This is a genomic window from Streptomyces sp. 63XJN7_1_ISO-PGPR-S23-121 (assembly GCF_056173025.1).
This window is the reverse complement of sequence record NZ_CM149653.1, coordinates 4,595,812-4,614,745: the sequence shown is the minus strand read 5'-3', so window position 1 is coordinate 4,614,745 and position 18,934 is coordinate 4,595,812. Positions and strand designations below refer to the sequence as shown.

11 protein-coding genes are annotated in these 18,934 nt (G+C 72.0%); 4 read left to right on the top strand and 7 right to left on the bottom strand.

What is annotated here, in order from left to right; translation table 11 throughout:
* The first annotated feature begins 403 nt into the window (after positions 1-403).
* Positions 404-3,193, top strand: a complete 2,790-nt coding sequence (locus AC0VYN_RS20785) for a BREX system ATP-binding domain-containing protein (RefSeq protein WP_475532171.1) — start codon at positions 404-406, stop codon at positions 3,191-3,193.
* Positions 3,194-3,298: 105 nt separating this feature from the next.
* Here AC0VYN_RS20785 and AC0VYN_RS20780 read toward each other — a convergent pair whose 3' ends face one another.
* Both AC0VYN_RS20780 and AC0VYN_RS20775 read right to left on the bottom strand, forming a co-directional pair.
* Positions 3,299-5,419: a LuxR C-terminal-related transcriptional regulator gene (locus AC0VYN_RS20780; protein ID WP_475532170.1), complete on the bottom strand. Its 2,121-nt coding sequence runs from the start codon at positions 5,417-5,419 to the stop codon at positions 3,299-3,301.
* 499 nt (positions 5,420-5,918) lie between these two features.
* Complete coding sequence (locus AC0VYN_RS20775; RefSeq protein WP_475532169.1) at positions 5,919-8,096, bottom strand: MMPL family transporter; 2,178 nt, start codon at positions 8,094-8,096, stop codon at positions 5,919-5,921.
* A 351-nt stretch (positions 8,097-8,447) separates the two neighbouring features.
* On the opposite strand from AC0VYN_RS20775, the gene AC0VYN_RS20770 reads away from it, so the two are divergent.
* From AC0VYN_RS20770 to AC0VYN_RS20760, 3 genes are all read left to right on the top strand, one after another.
* Positions 8,448-8,786, top strand: coding sequence for a GNAT family N-acetyltransferase (locus tag AC0VYN_RS20770; protein WP_475532168.1), 339 nt, complete (start codon positions 8,448-8,450; stop codon positions 8,784-8,786).
* Between the two features lie 172 nt (positions 8,787-8,958).
* Positions 8,959-9,927, top strand: a complete 969-nt coding sequence (locus tag AC0VYN_RS20765; protein WP_475532167.1) for an alpha/beta hydrolase — start codon at positions 8,959-8,961, stop codon at positions 9,925-9,927.
* A gap of 21 nt (positions 9,928-9,948) precedes the next feature.
* A complete protein-coding gene (locus tag AC0VYN_RS20760) occupies positions 9,949-10,668 on the top strand; it encodes an alpha/beta fold hydrolase (RefSeq protein WP_385469723.1) in 720 nt (239 codons plus the stop codon).
* A gap of 82 nt (positions 10,669-10,750) precedes the next feature.
* On the opposite strand, the gene AC0VYN_RS20755 is transcribed toward AC0VYN_RS20760, so the two are convergent.
* The 5 genes from AC0VYN_RS20755 to AC0VYN_RS20735 form a co-directional block, all read right to left on the bottom strand.
* On the bottom strand, positions 10,751-13,054 hold the full coding sequence (locus AC0VYN_RS20755; protein ID WP_475532166.1) for a PI-PLC domain-containing protein: 2,304 nt from the start codon (positions 13,052-13,054) through the stop codon (positions 10,751-10,753).
* A 183-nt stretch (positions 13,055-13,237) separates the two neighbouring features.
* Positions 13,238-14,251, bottom strand: coding sequence for an oligopeptide/dipeptide ABC transporter ATP-binding protein (locus tag AC0VYN_RS20750; RefSeq protein WP_475532165.1), 1,014 nt, complete (start codon positions 14,249-14,251; stop codon positions 13,238-13,240).
* Complete coding sequence (locus AC0VYN_RS20745; RefSeq protein WP_475532164.1) at positions 14,248-16,224, bottom strand: dipeptide/oligopeptide/nickel ABC transporter permease/ATP-binding protein; 1,977 nt, start codon at positions 16,222-16,224, stop codon at positions 14,248-14,250. Before AC0VYN_RS20745 ends, AC0VYN_RS20750 begins: the two co-directional genes overlap by 4 nt.
* Positions 16,224-17,174: an ABC transporter permease gene (locus AC0VYN_RS20740; protein WP_475532163.1), complete on the bottom strand. Its 951-nt coding sequence runs from the start codon at positions 17,172-17,174 to the stop codon at positions 16,224-16,226. The genes AC0VYN_RS20745 and AC0VYN_RS20740 overlap by 1 nt, the downstream gene beginning before the upstream one ends.
* A gap of 83 nt (positions 17,175-17,257) precedes the next feature.
* Positions 17,258-18,811, bottom strand: coding sequence for an ABC transporter substrate-binding protein (locus tag AC0VYN_RS20735; RefSeq protein ID WP_475532162.1), 1,554 nt, complete (start codon positions 18,809-18,811; stop codon positions 17,258-17,260).
* Positions 18,812-18,934 lie beyond the last annotated feature (123 nt).

The following is an 18,934-nucleotide window of genomic DNA, read 5'->3' as shown; positions in this document are numbered from 1 at the left end:
CACGTCGCTCGGAACACGGTCCACCGGTCTCTTCGGAACGCGCACTCGCCGCCGTACCTCCACACCGGGAAGGCGGTCGATGAATACGGCGAGCTTCTCCGAAAAGCGACGCCGATTCCCGGCGAAGCGAATCCACTGCCGTGCGTCGCTCATCTCGGAATCGGCACGGCCCGATATTAGCCACGGCGTGATGCCGTGCCCACTACTCGCACGAGTAGTGCCGACCACTCGCTCGAACAAGGGACTTGGGGGGTAACCGGCCGTAGATTACCCGCCGTATTACCTGTGTGGCCGTGGTTGCCAGGGGGGGTTCGACCCGTCGAAACAGGCCGTCGAACACCGCGTGCGCCCGCGGGGCCGCAGCAGGCGTTGGAAGATCGTCCGGAGCAACGCGGGGGTAATCGTGAAGGCTTTGATCGGGCGCGAACACGTGCTGTCCGTGGTGAACGGTCACATGGACGCCGTCTCGCGGGGCTCCGGCGGCTGCCTCGTCGTCGAGGGACCGTTCGGGACGGGGAAGACGCACCTGCTGCGGGCCGCGACCCTCGAGGCGTCGGCACGCGGCTTCACGGTGGTCGCCGGGCAGGCGGGCGGGACGGACCAGCCGACCCCCATCCACCTGCTCATCAACGTACTGCGGCACCTGATGCCCGGCGCGGCCGACTTCGACGCCCTGGCACGCCCGGACAGCAATCCGTTCTGGCTGACGGACCGGGTCGGCGAACTGGTCGAGAGCGCGGCACGCCGGCGGCCGCTCGTGTTCGTCCTGGACGAGGCCCAGCGGATCGACGACATCAGCGGTCTGGCCCTGCGCGGGCTGGTCCAGTCGCTCGCCTCGTCACCGGTGCTGTGGCTGCTCGCCCGTCGGCCGGTGCCGGCCACGTCGCTCGCCCAGCACGCCCTCGGCTGGCTGATCGACCAACTCGCGCTGCGGCTGCCCCTGGAAGCGCTGGACGACGAGGCGGCTTCCGCGCTGTGCACCGATGTCCTGGGCGCCGAACCGGATGCTTCGGTGCTGCGTTGGGTGCACCGCTGCGGGGGCAACCCCTGGATGCTGGAGAACCTGCTCGGCGCCTTCCGCCGGGCGGGGCAGGTGGTGGTCGTCGACGGCACGGCCTCGGTGGTGGCCGAGCGGCTGCCCGAGGGCGTCCTCACGGCCGTCGAGCGCCTGCTGGACGGGATGTCTCCCGCGGTGCGGCGCCTGCTCGTGTCCGGCAGCGGGATCGGCCGTGTGTTCACGGCCGGGGACGTGGCGGACGCGCTCGGCGAGTCGGCGACGGAGCTGTCCGCGTCCGTCGAGGAGGCCGTGTGCGCGGGACTGCTGCGCAGGGACGGCGGCGATCTGGCGTTCGAGCACGAGGTGATCGAGGAAGCGCTGCCGCTGCTTCCGCCGGCGCGGGAGCGGGAGCCCACCGGGGCCCGGCCGCCCGCCGCGACGGCGGTCGGCGCACGTCCCGCCGGCGAGGCGGATCCGGCGGCGCCGCCTCGGGAGCCCGCCGGCGAACACCGCCGCCCGGCCTGCGCGGCGGACGCTCCCGCCCGGCAGCCGGGCCCGGCGGCACCGGCCCTCACGCCCGACGTCCCGGCGGCACCGGCACCGCAGCCACCCGGGTGCGACTGCGAGGATCTGGCGGCCCGGGCCATGGCGTCCCTGGGCGACGTGTTCGACGAGGTGCCGCGGACACTGGCCGGCGCCCTGCGTCTGCTCGCCGGAGCGGGACGGTGCACCGAGGCCGTCCGCCTCGCGCGAGTCGCGCTGCGCCCCGGGGTGGAGGCGGCGGCCGAGGCGCAGTTGGTGCTCGGGCTGGAACAGGGACTGCGGGACGCCGGCCGCCCCGGTCTGTCGGCCGGGCTGCTGCGGCGGACGCTGACGCGGCAGGACATCGGCGAGCCGGAGCGTGCCGCGCTGAACGAGGCGCTCGCCGGTGCCGCCCGGCACCCGGGTGGCACGCCCGACACCGCCCCGGGGGCCGACTCCGGCCACGGCGTGCGGGTCACGTCCGGCGGGTTCCGCGCCGGGGCACCCCGGCCGGCGCCGGGGCACTGCGGCGCGTGCGAGCGTCCGCTGTGGACGTGGCTGATCCGGGCCCTCGCCGCGGCCGACCTGTTCGACGGAGCGGCGGCCGTCTGCGAGGCCGTGCGGCGTGAGGCGGAGCGCTACGGCGACGTCTGGCCGGAGACCCTCTGGTACGGCCATCACGCCGAACTCCTCGCGGCGGCGGGCCGGCTCGAGGAGGCTCGGGGCGAGGCCGAGGCGGCGCTGCGGGCGGCGGACCGGTCGGCACCGCGGGATTCCGTCCCCGCGCGCCTCGTGCTGGCCCGGCTCAGCCTGCACCGGGGCGATCTCGCCACCGCCAGCGACCAGCTGCGCATGACCGAGCGGCTGTCGGCCCCGGACGGCGGGGCCGACAGGGCCCGCCTGGACTGGGTGCTCGCGCAGTTCCACGCGGCCGGCGGGCGTCCGGCGATGACGGTCCGGACGCTGATCGACGTCGAGGACCGGGTGGCACCTGACCCCCTGCTCTTCTCCGAGGCCCCGACGGCGGCGGCCACGCTGGTACGGCTGGCCGGGCAGGCGGGGCTCACGGCGGAGGCCGAACGGGCGGCCGCGTTCGCCCGGCACATCGCCGACCGCAATCCGGCCGTGCGATCGCTCGCGGGGGCTGCCGAACACGCCGAGGGAGTCCTGCGCAACGACATGGTGGCGTTGCACCGCGCCGTGGAACTCCACCGGCACGCCGCCCGCCCGCTGGCGGCGGGCAGCGCGCTCGAGGACGCGGCCCTGGTGGAGCAGTCGATGGGCGACAGGACCCGCACCGTCCGGCTCCTGGAGTCCGCCGTGGACCTGTATCTGGAGTGCGGGGCGCAGCGGGACACGGTCCGGGTGCAGAAGAAGCTGCGCCGCCTCGGTGTGCACCATGAGCGGGGGCAGACCGCCGAACGGCCCAAGACGGGCTGGGAGAGCCTCACGAGCGCGGAGTTGCGTGTCGTACGGGCGATCGTGGACGGCATGACCAACCGGGAGGCCGCGAGCAGCCTGTTCCTGTCGCCCCACACCGTCGACAGTCATCTGCGGCGTGTGTTCTCCAAGCTGGACATCAACAGCCGTGTCGAACTGACCAAGCACTTCCTCACCCATGAGGTCGCCGCCTCCGGTGTCGCGGCCTTCGGCCGGCCCGGATCGGCGGGCTGAGGGAACGGCGAGGCCCTCGGCGGGCCGGTCGGGACCTCCGGTCCCCACCCGGCCCGCCGAGGGCCTCGTCCGTGCGCGGGCCGGGCGTCACCCCGGGACGTCAGCTCATCCGGCCGCACCGCCGGCCCGTCCGGAGCCCGGGTTCCCCTCCGTCTCGGTGGAGTAGATCGCCGCTCTGCTCGAATAGGTGGCGGCTCCGCTCGCCAGTTCGACGCGGGTGTTGATGCCCAGCTTCCGGTAGATCTTGCGGAGGTGGTAGTTCACCGTGTGCGCGGAGAGGTGCACTTCCCGCCCGATCAGACGGTTCGTCATTCCCACGCTCACCAGGTAGGCGATCCGTCGTTCCATGTCGGAGAGGCCTGCCCAGCAGGCGGGGTTCAGCTGGGGGGCGGTGACCTCCTCGGCTCCCACCGGCGACGGCTCGGAGGGGAGCGACGCGATGCCCCGCCTCCTGGCCGGAGCCTTGCACCGGTAGATCTTGGCCAGTTCCTCGGTCGCCAGGGCGACGGCGATCGGGTCCGGCGACCGCGCGATGATGTGCGACAGCCCGGCCGCGTCGCCGTTCGCCACCGCGTTGGCGTGCAGGGCGCCGAGACCGACGACGGAGATCCCGGGGTTGTCCGCGGCCAGGGCGTCCACGGTCTCGAGCACGCTCCGCCGCAGGCCGGTGTCCCCCACGTCGAGCGCCAGGCGGACCAGGAACGGGGCGGCCACCGGGTCCTCGATGTACAGACTCCGCTGCGTGGGAAGGTCCCGGTACTTGCCCGCGAACAGGTCGACGGCCGCCCGCGGGCCGTCCCTCTTCACCGCGATGCGCAGTTCCGTCCAGGCGTACTGGGCGGAGGGGAGCGCGGTCCGGTCCGCCGCCAGCTCGCTCTGCGCCCGGTGCAGGTGCTCCGCCGCCGTGGGCATGTCCCCGATGTACAGGGCGACCGTGCTGAGCACGGAGTGGGCCAGCGGCCGCAGCACGGGGACGGCATGCGGCCCTGCCGCGGCGATCGCCGACTCCGCCTCCCGGCGGGCATCGCCGAAGCGTCCCGCCTGGAGGAACAGCCGGGCGCGCACGACCGCGGGCGCGGCGTTCCAGATCCGGGTGGGCAGTCCGTGCAGGCCGGCTTCGGCGTCGTCGATCAGCGCCTCGGCCTGCTCGAACTCGCGGAGATCCGTGAGCTTCCCGGCGAGCGCCAGCTGGACGTGCATGCGCCATACCGGGTCGACGCCGCCGCTGCACCGCACCGCGGTCCGCCCCAGCCGGAGACTTTCCCCCAGCTGCCCGGCACGCCACAGCGCGTCGGACACCGCCGTGGATGCCATCAGGGTGACGAGGTCGCCCTGCTCGACGCCGCGTTGCCGAAGAATTCGCTGTGCGTGTCCCTCGTCCTCCACCACGCCCAGCAGCGTGTGGCCGAGGATGACGGACGCTTCGGCATCGAGCCTGGCGGCGGACGAGCTTTCGGGATCCGTGAGAATGCGCTCGGCCGCCCGGATTCCGGCCTTCGCCCGTCCGTCCATGATCAGGGAATGGGCGGGGGAGCAAACGTCTTCGATGCTTTTTCCGGCTCCGGCGGAAAGCGCTCCTGGATGCCCGGAAACAGGCACTGGACGCTCGGTGGCGGAGAATGGATTTGCGTAGGCGGTGAAATTCCCTGTGAGATGTTCCGCCGCCTCGCGCTGCAACGCGAAGCGTGCCGGAGCGGGAATTGATTCGACAATTCCCTGGAGCAGGAATTCGTTCGGGAATGAGAGCCATAACTCGTCGGCGACGACGATGCCCGAGATGATGGCTTCGTCCAGCGGTGAGAGCAGGCTGGCGGAGGAGCGGTGGAGCATCCGGGAAACGTCCTCCAGCATGAAGGACATGCCCAGCGCGGCAGCGACCTGCAGGAAATGCCGACAACTCGCGCTCAGATCGTCCAGCCGATGCTTCACCAATGCCAGAACACGAAGTGGAATCCGTCGTTCGGCCAGCCGTGCGGTGCCCCCGTGTATCTCGAGGAGATCCTCTTCGAGCAGTCCGAGCGTGAACTCGACCAGCATTCGGTGATCCCCGCCGGCACCGGCCGCGAAATCGAGCAGTTCGCGGTCGGGGGCACTCCCTACGATGCGTCGCAGAACCTGCTCGTCGGTGGCGTCCTCGTTCAGTGGACTCAGGATCACCCGGCCGAAATCCGTACGGTTGCGCTTGACTACCGGTCCGCTGCTCTCGATCGTCGGTCCAGATACCATGACCTCGACTTACCCCCGTCTGTCGTCCGGTGTACTACGAGACCGCGCACTTCCCCTGCTCACCTGTCAACCGAATTTCCAGAAGGTGGCGACGGCCCGGCGTTGAGCACAACTTCACCTTCAGGTGACAATCGTACCGAATGTTTTCAGTCGCCATAAGAGGTGAGCGGCGAAATCTCGCGCCCGAGGTGCCGTATCTATTGACAGTCGGCCGGGCGGGGCGTAGTGCGGCGTAAATCCTAGGGGAAACCCTGTCGCTTTTCCATAGAACTTTTGTCATGCCTGACGGGCGGCCCGCCGTTTTGTCATGGCTTCCGCCGGCGGACGGGAGCGAATGCGTGGAGCGCGCCGAGGGCCCCGTCCGCGGTGGACGGGGCCCTCGGTCGAAGCGAGCGGGGACAAAGCAGGGACAAAGCGGAGACAAAGCAGGGTCAAAGAGCACGGCCGCACAAAGTGCGGGGAACCCACGAGGGGTTCCCCGCACCAATGCGAGGCAGGGTCAGACCCTGGCCTCCTCCTCGACCCCGGCCGGGGGAACCGGGGTCGGCTTCTTGGCCCGGCTGCCGGGCATCCACCAGTTGGCCTTGCCGCACAGTTCCATCACCGCGGGCACGAGAACCATCCGGATGATGGTGGCGTCGATGAACACGGCCACGGCCATGCCCAGACCGATCTGCTTGATCGAGACGTCGTGGCCGAGCAGCGAGGTCGTGAACACGGCGACCATGATGGCGGCCGCGGCCGTGATGACCTTGGCGGTCCTCGCCAGCCCCTGGGTGACGGCGGTCCGCGTGTCACCGGTGCGCTCGTACTCCTCGCGGACCCGCGAGATCAGGAAGACCTCGTAGTCCATCGACAGACCGAACAGGACCGGGAACATCATCATCGGCACCCACGTGGTGACCGGCATCTCGGTCGGGAACCCGAGGGCGGAGCCGAGCCAGCCCCACTGCACGACCGCCACGAGCACACCGTAGGCGGCGCCGATCGACAGGAGGTTCATCACGGCGGCCTGGAGGGCGATCGTCACCGACCGGACCAGCGCGACGAGCAGCAGCAGGGACAGCAGGATGACCACCGCGACCATCCAGGGCAGCCGGGTGCTGGTCTCCTCGGCGAAGTCGATCGCGCCGGCGTTCGGGCCGCCGATGCGGACGTTCTCGCCGCCGGACGCCTGGGGGAGCACGTCGTCGCGCAGCTCGTGCACGAGGTCCGCGGTCGCCTCGTCCTGGAAACCCGTCTCGGGGAAGGCCATGAAGAGGGCGGCCCGCTGGTCCTCGCTGACCCGCGGCTCCGTGGCGTAGGCGACCCCCTCCGTCTTCCTGACCGCCTCGACCACCGGGCCCAGCCCGGCGCCCTGGGAATCGACCTCGGCGGCGAAGACCAGAGGCGCGCCGTACCCCGGGCCGAAGCCCTCGGAGAGGATCTCGTACGAGGTGTAGCTGCTCCGGTCACGGGGCTGGACACTCGCGTCGGGCAGACTCAGCCGCATCGACAGCGCGGGGGCGGCCAGCACCAGCAGACCGGCTCCGGCCAGCACCGCCGCGAGCAGGGGCTTGCGCTGCACCGCACCGGCCCAGCGCTCGGCGGCCGTGCGACGCTCCGTCGACGGGACGCCCTCGGCACTCCGCCCGCGGGAGGTGCGACGGGGCAGCCGCAGAGAGTTGATCTTGTAGCCGGTGAAGCCCAGGAACGCCGGCAGCAGCGTCACCGCGGCGATCATCGTCACCAAGACGGTGACGGACGCGCCGATGGCGACGCCGGTCATCAGCCGCTGTCCCATGGTGATCAGACCCAGCAGCGCGATCACGACGGTCGTGCCGGCGAACAGCACGGCGTGACCGGCGGTGGTGATGGCCTTGACCGTGGCGGCCTCCGGCTCGTCGCCCTCCGCCAGGCTCTCCCGGTACCGCGTCACGATGAACAGGGCGTAGTCGATGCCGACGCCGAGTCCGATCAGCGCGGCGACGAGCACGGTGAAGTCCGGCGAGGGGACGATGTGCCCGGCCAGCTTGATGAAAGCGATTCCGCCGAGGATCGCCATCAGCGCGGTCACGATCGGCAGCCCCATGGCCACCAGCGACCCGAAGGCGATGAAGAGGATGACCGCCGCCGCCAGGACACCCACGCTCTCGGCGGGGCCCTGCGGAGGCGTCTCGGCCTTCTCGGCCTTGTCTCCGCCCAGGCCCAGGGTCACACCGTCGCCGGAGGCGTCCTTGACGGTGGTGACTAGGGGCTTGACCTCGGTCTTCTTCACGTCCTGATCGGTCAGCGGGATCGTCGTACGGGCGATCCGGCGGTCCTCGGTCACCAGCTGCCGGTCGTCGTACGGCGAGATCACCGGTCCGGTGACCGAGGAGGCGTCCAGCTCGGCGATGACCTTCTCGATCTTCTGCCGGGCGGCCGGGTCGTCGATGCCCTTCTCCGCCTTGATCGCGAGGGTCAGCGTGTCCCCCTGCTGCTCGGGGAAGTGCTTCTCGATCAGAGCCTGAGCCTTGGCCGACCCGGAGTCACCGCCGGTGAAATCGTTGTCCGGATCGGCTCCGAAGCGGAAGCCCACGAACGCCAGCGCGATCACGCCGATGATCCAGCTCACCAGAACCATGCGGCGGCGCCGGTAACAGAACCGGGCTAGCCCCGCCAGAGCTCCGTCCGTGCGGGGGGTCTCGGTCGGCATCGTCTCTCCTCGAGTCGTTGAGCGTTGAGTCCAATCCTCACGAGGAGTCGTCGCCGCGTCGATGTGCGTACGGAGGCACTATGCCGATCTCCCTACCGCGCTTGCGGTACTCCCCACGCAGTACTGCCGCCGGTGCCCCGCCACGACACACACGGCCCCCGTCGCCGCCTCGGGGGTGAGCGATGCCGCCAGTCCGTTCCCCGACAGGCGTGCCGGACGTCGCTGACGTGCGGATACGCTGGCGCGGGTCGGGCCACCCCGGAGACCGGCCGCCCGCCCCCGCACTGCCTGAGCCACCCCTGACACCGCGTCGCGACCCGCGCCGCCGAACCGCATGCGAAAGGTACCCGGATGAACACCCCCGCCACCGCCCCGACCGTCGAACGCAGGGACGACCGCCACCACTACGAGATCCTCGTCGACGGCGAGCATGCGGGCCTGACGGCCTACCGCGACCACGGTGACCAGCGCGTCTTCTACCACACCGAAATCGACGACGCCTTCGGCGGCCGCGGCCTGGCCGGCGAACTGGTGCGCCGGGCGCTGGCCGACGTACGCGCCCAGGGCATGCGGATCGTGCCGGTCTGCCCGTACGTGGCGAAGTACCTGCGCACCCACGACGAGTTCGCCGTCATCACCGATCCCGTCACCCCCGAGGTGCGCCACTGGCTGAAGGGCGAACTGGCCTGACGCGGAGCGGTTCGCGGGCGGAGCAGCGGTGGTGCACTCCTGGTCGATCCGCCCGCACCTCCCGGACCTAGCGTGCCGAAGGACGGACTCGTGCAGCAGCGCCTCACGCGCTCCACGGGTCCGGTTCCGCCGGCACGGTCCGGCGAGTCCCGTGCATCACCAGGAGGTTGTTGTGTCAGACGTCTTCGAGCCGGTCCGGCCGGTGCTGGAGCCCGCGGCGGCGGCGTTCGCGCAGGCGACGGCGAACCCGCCCTATCTCTTCGAACTGCCGCCCGCGGAGGGCCGCAAGGCGGTCGACGAGGTGCAGTCGGGCCCGGTCGGGATGCCGGACGTCGACGAGGAGTGGATCACCGTCTCCGGCGGCCCCACGGGCAGCGTCCGCGCCCGCGTCGTCAGGCCGGCCGGGGCCGCCGGCACCCTGCCGGTGATCCTCTACATCCACGGCGCCGGCTGGGTCTTCGGCAACGCCCACACCCACGACCGACTGGTCCGCGAACTGGCCGTCGGCGCCGGAGCGGCCGTGGTCTTCCCCGAGTACGACCTCTCGCCCGAGGCCCGCTACCCCGTCGCCATCGAGCAGAACTTCGCCGTCGCCCGGTGGATCGTCGAGCAGGGCGCGAACAACCTGGACGCCACCCGTATCGCCGTGGCCGGCGACTCCGTGGGCGGCAACATGACCGCGGCGCTGACCCTCATGGCCAAGGAGCGCGGTGGCGTCCCCCTGGTGCAGCAGGTGCTGTTCTACCCGGTCACCGACGCGAGCTTCGACACCGCCTCCTACCACCAGTTCGCCGAGGGCTACTTCCTGCGCCGCGACGGCATGCAGTGGTTCTGGGACCAGTACACGACCGACGCGAGCGAGCGCGCCCAGATCACCGCCTCCCCGCTGCGCGCCACCACCGAGCAGCTCACCGGCCTGCCCCCGGCCCTGGTCATCACCGGCGAGGCCGACGTGCTGCGCGACGAGGGCGAGGCCTACGCCAACAAGCTCCGCGAGGCCGGCGTCCCCGTCACCGCCGTCCGCCACCAGGGCGTCATCCACGACTTCGTGATGCTCAACGCCCTGCGCGAGACCCACGCCGCCCAGGCCGCCATCGCCCAGGCGGTCGCCACCCTGCGCACCGCCCTCCACGCAGCCTGACCACCGAGGAGCAGCCCTCTCATGTCCGCTTCCACGCCCACCGTCGTCCTGGTGCACGGCGCCTTCGCCGACGCGGCCTCCTGGTCCGGCGTCATCGAGGAACTCCAGCGTGAAGGGGTCGCCGTCGTGGCCCCGCCGAACCCGCTGCGCGGTCTCGCCTCCGACGCCGCCTACATCGCCTCCGTCGCCGCCCAGATCGACGGCCCCGTCGTCCTCGTCGGCCACTCCTACGGGGGCGCCCTGATCACCGTCGCCGGGACCACCGACAACGTCGTCGGCCTGGTGTACGTCGCCGCCTACGTCCTGGAGGAGGGCGAGAGCCTCGGCGAACTGCAGGGCCGCTTCCCCGACTCACCGCTGGTGAGCAGCCTCAAGCAGTGGACCTACCCCACCGCCGACGGCGGGACGGCCACCGAGGTCACCATCGAGGAGGAGGCGTTCCCGTCGGTCTTCGCCGCCGACGTGCCCGCCGAGGTCACCAGGATCCTGGCCGCCGCGCAACGCCCCCTCGCCCTGGGCGCGTTCGAGGAGAAGGCCGCGGCGGCGGCCTGGAAGACCAAGCCGTCGTGGGCCCTGGTGGCCGGCGCGGACCGGGCCATCGACCCGGACGTGGAGCGCTTCGGCGCCGAGCGTGCCGCGGCGACCGTCGTCGAGCTCGACGGCGCCTCGCACGCCGTCGCCGTCTCACAGCCCGGGGCCGTCGCGCGGATCGTCCTCGACGCGGTGCGCGCCACCGCCTGAGCGGGCGCCGGTCCGGCCCGGAACGCACGACGCCGCGCCCGCGGCCCTGCCGTCCCACGGCAGGGCCGCATCGTGCGTCCGGTCACCGGGCGGTGTCACGCGGACGCCGGCGAGGCGCACGGAGGTCACCGGCCCGCCGTCCCGCGGTACCGGTCGGCACCGCACCGGTGGACCCCTCCGGCGACCGCCGCACGGGAAACCGCGGATCGTCCTCGAGCCGTTCGGTGTTGAGGTCGTCCACCGCGCCCCGGGCGTCTCCGATCGTGGCGTAGTCCACGGCGACGAAGTTGACCGGTCTGCCCCGCCGCTGCTCGCAGTCGTGCGCCCGCTCCAGCACCCGCTGCCGGGAGTTGACCGTGCCGGCGTCCAGCCGCCTGCCCCCGCCGGCCGTGACGAAGTGGTTGAGCAGGAACAGCCGCTTGTCCGTGCCGCCCCGGTTCGGCAGGCAGGTCATCGCGCCGGGGCTGCGGAAGGCGAACGGCGTCTCCATGCCGTACCGGTAGAAGTTGCGGTACCACGGGGCCGGACCGTCAGCCTTCTCCGCGAACACCACCAGGCGCCGGCCGCTGTCGATCATGTCCCCGAGCTTCGGCCACGGACGGTCCGGATCGGCGTCCGGCACGTACAGCAGCCCACCGAGTCCGGCCCGCTCGAAGGCCTGCCGGGTGGCCACGGCGTCGACCCCGTCCTGCACGATCAGGGTGACGATCTCCGAGGGGTGCGCGCGCAGCCAGTCGCCGATCTGACGCAGGGCGGGCGTCAGTTCCAGGGCGCCCGCCCCGCACACCGAGTGACACAGCCACAGGCCCGGGTGGGGCGGGTTCACCCGCTCCAGGATCCCGGTGAGCCGCCGGCGCAGCTCCGGGGAGAACTCGGAGGTGCTCAGCCGGTCCGCGACCTCCTCGGGGCGTTCCCAGCGGTGGGTGTCGAGGAGCAGGGCGCGCACCCCGGCGTCCAGCTGGCCGACGATGTCGGGATCCTGGAGGGGGCCGATGAAGCGGTCCGCCGTCGTGGCCATCGCGTTGTGCGAGGCGAGCTGGGCGACCTCGTCGTAGCGGACGTCGCACAGCTCGGCGCTGCCCTGGCAGATCCGCGGGGAGGGGCCGGTGAGCGCCAGGGGGGCGAACACCGTCCCGGCCAGCGCGCACGCCGACACGACGACGGTCAGCGCCGGTCCGTGCCGCGGGTCGGTGAACACCGGCACCGTCGGCCTGGTCTGCCAGACCCAGGCGACGGTGACCAGCAGCGCTCCCGCGGCGAGGAGGATCGCGGCGACGACCGTGGCCGTGGTCAGCAGCCGGTCGAGAGCGGTGGCCTGGACGTCGGCGAGGAGGCGGGCGGCCGACGGGGGCCACGACGGCGGCGCCGCGAAGAGCGCGTCCCCCGTCGTGAGCCGGAGGAGGAACACCGCCAGCGCCGTGAGCGAGGCGGCGGCGGCCGGTACCCAGCCCAGCGGCATCAGCCGCCGCTTGACGGGGGACGGCGTGGAGAACCACAGCAGAGCGAGCGCGGCCGCGCACAGGAGGGCGGCGACCGGCTCCACCACCTCCCGGAACAGGCGGGTGACCGCGCGTGCCCGGTGCACCGGCGCCAGCTCGTCCCGGGACGGATCGAGGCGCACGGTGATGACCCAGGTGCCGTCGCGGGCCTCGCGCAGCAGCTCCGCGGCGGTCGCCCGGACCTGGTCGGTCAGGGCGACCGGCGTGAGCGCGGCCAGCGCCGCGGCCACGTCGCCCCGGTCCAGCGCGCTCTCCACGGTGGGGCGGATGCCCGGGCGCGCGTCCGGCGGCACCAGCCGCAGCAGCGCTCCGGTGGCCTCGGCGGCCTGGTCGGGGGAGAGCGGAAGCGTCGGCAGGTCCTCGAGCGGCGCCTCGCCCGCCACCACCTGCGCGGCCACCTCCGACAGGCGCAGCACGAAGGCCTGGAAGTCGGGCTCGGCACGCTGTTGCAGGGCGGCGACGGCATCGCCGAAGTACGCCCGGCTGAGCCGCTCGACGTTCGCGACGACGGGTTCCAGGTCCACCGTGACGCGCAGCCCGTCGCGGTCGCCCTCCAGGTAGTGGATCACCTCGGCGATCTGCCGGTCGCCCATGCTCCGCAGCGTCTCCGGCGGAATCACGACCTTGAGGTTCGAGGTGATGGTGGACTGCGGAACCGGCAGCCGGTCCAGCAGCTCCTGGGCCAGCGGCGTGCTGTGCGGGTCGACCAGCACCTCGTCGTAGAACCGCTGGTAGGCGTGCTCGTCCTCGAGTACCCGGCTGTAGAAGGACGGGTCGAGTACGGTGCTGCGCACGACGGCCGCCGCGGCCAGGACGGTCAGGCTCAGCACGGCCACGGTCCAGGCCAGCACGCGGATGCGGGCCGAGCGGCGAACCAGTCCTTCCATGGCGCCCATTCTCGTTCCCGCCGGCCCCGCGCCGGCCACCGCTTCCGCCCCCGCGGCGGCGACGGTTGCCGGCGGGGTGACCTGCGGGTCCGTGCGCAGGTCCGGTACCTCGTACCCCGAAGGGCGGACAGGTCACCCCTGTCCGCCCTCCTGGTCTCCGGACGGCCGGACGGCCGGAACGGTTCACCCCGTGGTCGTGGCGCGCGCCTCGGCGGGTTGCGGATGGACGCAGTGCCAGCGATGGCCGTCGGGACCGTCCGTCGCCGCCGGGAAGACGGTGGCGCACGCGTCGTCGGCCTTCCAGCAGCGGGTGCGGAACGGGCAGCCGGACGGCGGGTTGGTGGCCGAGGGCACCGGACCGTGCAGCACGATCCGGTCGGGCCGCTCCAGCAGGCTCGGCGTCGCGGACAGCAGCGCCTCGGTGTACGGGTGCCGCGAGGCACCGGAGACCTGTGCGGCCCCGCCCTCCTCGACGACGCGCCCCAGGTACAGCACCGCGATGCGGTCCGCCAGGTAGCGCACCGTCTGGACGTCGTGGGAGATGAACACCATGCCCAGGCCGAGACGGGCGCGCAGATCCACCAGCAGGTTGAGGATCTGGGCCCGCACCGACACGTCCAGGGCGCTGGTGGGCTCGTCGGCGACGATCAGCTCCGGCTCGAGGGCCAGGGCCCGGGCGATGGCCACGCGCTGGCGCTGCCCGCCGGACAGCTGACCCGGCAGCGCCTCGAGGGTGTGGCCGGGCAGCCCGACCAGGTCGAGCAGCTCCTCGACCCGGTTCTCCCGCTCGGCCGGTGTGCCGCGCTTGTGGACGTCCAGCGGATCGCGCAGGATCCGGCGCACGGGCAGCCGCGGATTCAGCGCGGTCGACGCGTCCTGGAAGACCACGCCGACGGCGGCCCCGAACCCGGTACGGCGCTCGGCGGCGCCCATCGTCCACAGGTCCCGCCCCCGGAAGTACACCTGCCCCTCGGTGGGGCGCTGGAGCCCGGTGATCACGCGGGCGAGCGTGGACTTGCCGCAGCCCGACTCGCCGACCAGCCCGAGGATCTCGCCGCGCCGGACCTCGAGGGAGGCGTCGGTGAGGGCGTGCACCGCGTCCCGGCGGAAGACACCGCCGCTGCGTGCCTTGTGCCGTACGTGGATGCGGTCGAGCCGGACGAGTGGGTCCATGGTGCTGTCCTCGGTGGCGGTCATCGGGCACTCTCCAGCGACTTCGCCGCACGGTTGGCGGACGCCGGGTGGTGGCAGGCGAAGACGTGGTCGAGACCGGCGTCGCGGTCGGTGGCGGGCGGCGGGGTGGTGGCGCACAGGTCGGTGGCGGCGGCGCAGCGGGACGCGAACCGGCAGCCGGGACCGAACGCCCTCGGGGCCGGCACGACACCGCGGATCTGGTGCAGCCGCTGGGCCCCCGACTCCAGCGACACGACCGAGCCGAGCAGCCCCCGGCTGTAGTGGTGCGCCGGGTCGGTCAGCAGCGCGCGGGTGCCGCCGGCCTCGGCGACCTGTCCGGCGTACATGACCGCGACCCGGTGGGCGAGGTCGCCGACGAGGGCGAGGTCGTGGGAGACGAGGACCATCGCGAAGCCGAGTTCGTCGCGCAGCCGGACCAGCAGCTCGACCACCTGGGCCTGCACGGTGACGTCGAGGGCCGTGGTCGGCTCGTCGGCGATGAGCAGGCGCGGGCTGCGGGAGAGCGCCATCGCGATCAGCACGCGCTGGCGCTGCCCGCCGGACAGCTCGTGCGGATAGCTGCGCAGGGTGCGCTCGGGGGACAGGCCGACCAGTTCGAGCAGCTCGGCGGGGGTGCGGGTGCCGCCGCGGGAGGTGAGCCACTTCAGCTGGGTGCCGATCAGCACGGACGGGTTCAGGGACGACATGGCGTCCTGGTAGACCATCGCGATCTCCGGGCCCATCAGCGCCCGGCGTTCCTTCGGTGCGAGCTCGAGCAGGTCGCGGCCCCGGTACAGGATCTCGCCCTCGGCCTCGGCGTTGCGGGCCAGCAGGCCCATGATCGCGAGGCTGGTGATGGACTTGCCGCAGCCCGACTCGCCGACCAGGCCGAGGGTCTCGCCCTCGCGGACAGTGAAGGAGATGCCGTCGACGACGCGGGTGTCGCCGTAGCGGTCGGGGAAGCGGATGGACAGGTCGCGTACGACCAGGAGTTCGGCCGCGTCCTCGGCGAGCGGCGGCACGGCGGGCTCCATGGCCTCGAGCCGGGTCGCCAGCTCGGCGAGCGCGGCGTTCACCTCGGCGTCGTCCGCCGCGGGCGCCGGGACGGCGGCGTTGTCGTCGGAGTCGGTGCCGCCGGTGCGGGACTTGTCCGGGGAGGCGGCGGCGTCCGTCATGCCCTCGGAGAGAACGTTCAGCGCGAGTACCGTGACCAGCACGCACAGGCCGGGGAAGAGGGTCGCCCACCAGCCGCCCGACAGCAGGATCTGCCGGCCGTAGGCCAGCACGCTGCCCCAGCTCGGGTCGGGGTCCTGCACACCGGCGCCGATGAAGGACAGGCTCGCCTCGAAGATGATGGAGTCGGCGACCATGACCGTCGCGAACACCAGCACCGGCGCCGCGCAGTTGATCGCGACGTGCCGGGTCACGATGTAGCCGCGGCGGGCGCCGATGACCCGTTCGGCGGCGACGTAGTCCTCGCCGTACTGCTCCAGCACGTTGGCCCGCACCACGCGGGCGAGCGAGGGTGAGTAGACGAACGCGATGGTGAAGATGATGACCGGCACGCTGGGTCCGAAGACCGCGACGAGCACGGCGGCCAGCGCGATCGGCGGGAAGGACATGACGACGTCGAGCGTGCGCATCACCGACTCGTCGGCGAGCTTGCGCGAGGTGGCCGCCAGCGCGCCCAGGGCGGAGCCGAGGACCAGGGCGAGCAGGGTGGCGCCGAGTCCGATGACCAGGGAGTAGCGGGCGCCGTGCACGACCCGGGCGAACACGTCGCGGCCGGCCCGGTCGGTGCCGAACCAGTGGTCGGCGCCCGGCGCCTGGGCGGGGATGCCGGTGGCGAGCGGGTCCTGGGTGAGCAGCGGGGCGAACACCGCGCCGAGCACCACCACGAGGAGGACCCCGAGGGCGATCCGGGAGGGCACGGGCAACCGGCGCAGGCGGGTGCCGGGCCGGGCGAGGCGCCCGGCGAGGGAGCGTGGAGCGAACATCACACCGTCCTGATGCGCGGGTTGACGAGCAGGTAGAGCAGGTCGACGACGACGTTGACCACGAGGAAGGCGATCGCGATGGTGAGCACGGTGCCCTGGACCAGCCCGACGTCGCCTCCGTTGACGCCTTCGAGGATCAGCTTGCCCATGCCGGGCAGGTCGAAGATCGCCTCGATGACGACGGCGCCGCTGAGCATGTAGCCGACCTTGACGCCGAGTACGGTCAGCGGGGTGACCAGGGCGTTGCGCAGCACCGACCGGATGATCAGGGACGGCGGCAGGCCGCTGCCCCGGGCGGTGCGCACGTAGTCGCGGTCGAGTTCGGTGACCATCGAGGTGCGGATCAGCCGGGCGAGCGACGAGGCGACCGGCAGGGCGAGGGAGATCGCGGGCAGCGTCATGCTCTCGATCCAGCCGGAGAAGGAGTCGGCCGGGTTGATGTAGCCGCCGGTCGGGAAGATCGGCATGTTCAGCGAGAACTGCTGGATGAGCAGCACGCCGATCCAGAACGAGGGCAGGGCGATGCCGGCCATCGACAGCACCCGGAAGACCTGGTCCGGCCAGCGGTCGCGGTAGACGGCGCTGAGGACGCCGAAGACCAGCGCCAGCACGACGGCCAGCGCGAGGCCGAGCAGGGTCAGCTGCAGCGTGAGCGGGAACGCGGTGGCGATCCGGTCGGTGACGGGCTGGCTGGGCGACATGGTGACGCCGAGGTCCCCCCGCAGCAGGTCGCCCAGGAAGGCGAAGTAGCGCACGGGCAGGGGGTCGTTGAGTCCGTTCGCCTCGGCGAACGCCGCTCGCGCCTCCGGGCTCGCCGACTCGCCCAGCGCGTTGTACGCGGGGTCGGTCGGTGAGAACTGGAGGACCACGAAGACCAGCAGCGCGATGCCGAGGACCATCACCGGCATCATCGCGACGCGGCGCAGCGCGAGCCGGAGAAATGCAACCATCGTGAGGTTCCTAGCGATTGGGGCGGGGGCCGCCGCAGCCCGTGGTGGCGCGGCGGCGGCCCGACGGCGTGGGCGTGCGGGGGTCAGCCCCGGCCGACGTCGATGAAGGACAGCCCGGTGGTGGGCAGCGGCCTGAAGTTCGTCAGCGTCCCTTCCCGCCAGGCGGTGGGCAGCTTGCGGTGCAGGATGGGGTAGAGGGCGGCCTCGTCGGCGACGAGGTCGGTCACCTGGCCCCACAGTTCCTTGCGCTTCGCCTCGTCGGCCTCGGCCGCGGCCTTGTCGAGCAGCGCCTTGGTCCGCTTGTAGGCGTCACTGCCCTTCCACGCGTAGCGGTTCTCCGGCCAGAAGCCGTAGTAGAACCAGCGCAGCAGCAGGTCGGCGTCGTTGCCGAAGACGGACGGGTCGCCCGGCGCGGCCAGTGCCTCGAAGTTGCCCTGGTCGATCTCGGCGTACTGGGCGGCGGACTGCTGGATGTCCAGCTCGGCGTCGACGCCGACCGCGGCCCAGCTCTCCTTGATCAGCGGCGCGATGTCCTTGACCCAGCCGTTGTCGGTGAGCATCAGCGTGAAGGAGAGCTTGCCCACGCCGGCCTCGGCGAGCAGCTTCTTGGCCTTCGCCGGGTCGTGCGTGTAGACGGTGGCGGCCTTGTGGTAGTCCGGGTGGGTGGCCGGGACGTACCCGGAGGCGGCCTCCGCGTTGCCCAGCAGCGCGGTGGAGATGATCTTCTCGGTGTCCAGGGCGTAGTGCAGCGCCTGGCGCACCCGCTTGTCCGCGAACCGCTTGTCGGCGCAGTTGAACATCAGGAAGAGCAGCCCGAACGACTGGACCGACTCCACCTTGTCCTTGCCGGTGAAGCCCTTGACGTCGATGTAGGGCACGTCCTCAATGGCCTGCACGCGGCCGGACTTGAGCGCGCTGACCCGCGCGGACGGGTCGGACATCAGCCGCCAGATCATCTTCTTGGCCTTGGCCGGGCGCGGCCCGTTGTACTTGTCGTACGCCTCCATGACGATCTTGTCCTCGCGGACCGCCGACACGAACTTGTACGGGCCCGTGCCCACGGGCCTGGCGTCGAACGACTTGGCGTCGGCGCCCGCGATCTTCTCCGGCACGATCCGCACCACGGATATGCGGGAGGGGAAGAGCGCGAAGGCGTACTTCAGCTTGAACTCCACCGTCGACTTGTCGATAGCCGTGACCTGGTCGATGAACGGGACGAACTGGGCCATCAGCGAGGCGTTCTTCTCGTCGAGGACGCGCTCGAAGCTGAACACCACGTCGTCCGCGGTGACCGCCGAGCCGTCGTGGAAGGTCGCGCCCTCGCGCAGGGTGGCCCGGTAGGTGGTGGCGTTGATCTTCTTGGGCATCCCGGTGGCGAGCGCCGGCCGCGCCACGAGCGTGACGGGGTCGAGGTCGACGAGCCCCTCGAAGATGTGCATGTTGGCGGCGTACGGGGTCGCGCCCGAGGTGATCATCGGGTCGAAGCCGGTCGAGAGCGGGTACGAGAGGCCGGCCTCGATGGTGTCGCCGCCACTGCCCGAGTCACCGGTACCGTCTCCACTGGAGGCCGGGCCTCCGCAGGCCGTCAGGCCCGTGGTGATCGCGGTCGCCACACCGATGGCACTGGTATATCTCATGAAGGTGCGGCGATCGACGCCGGCTGCACTGCGCGCGGACAAGGAGTCCTCCAGGCGGGAGATGAGAGATGTCGAGCAAGGTGGAGGAGGCGGATGTGGTCGGCGCCTCACCGACTGTGCATC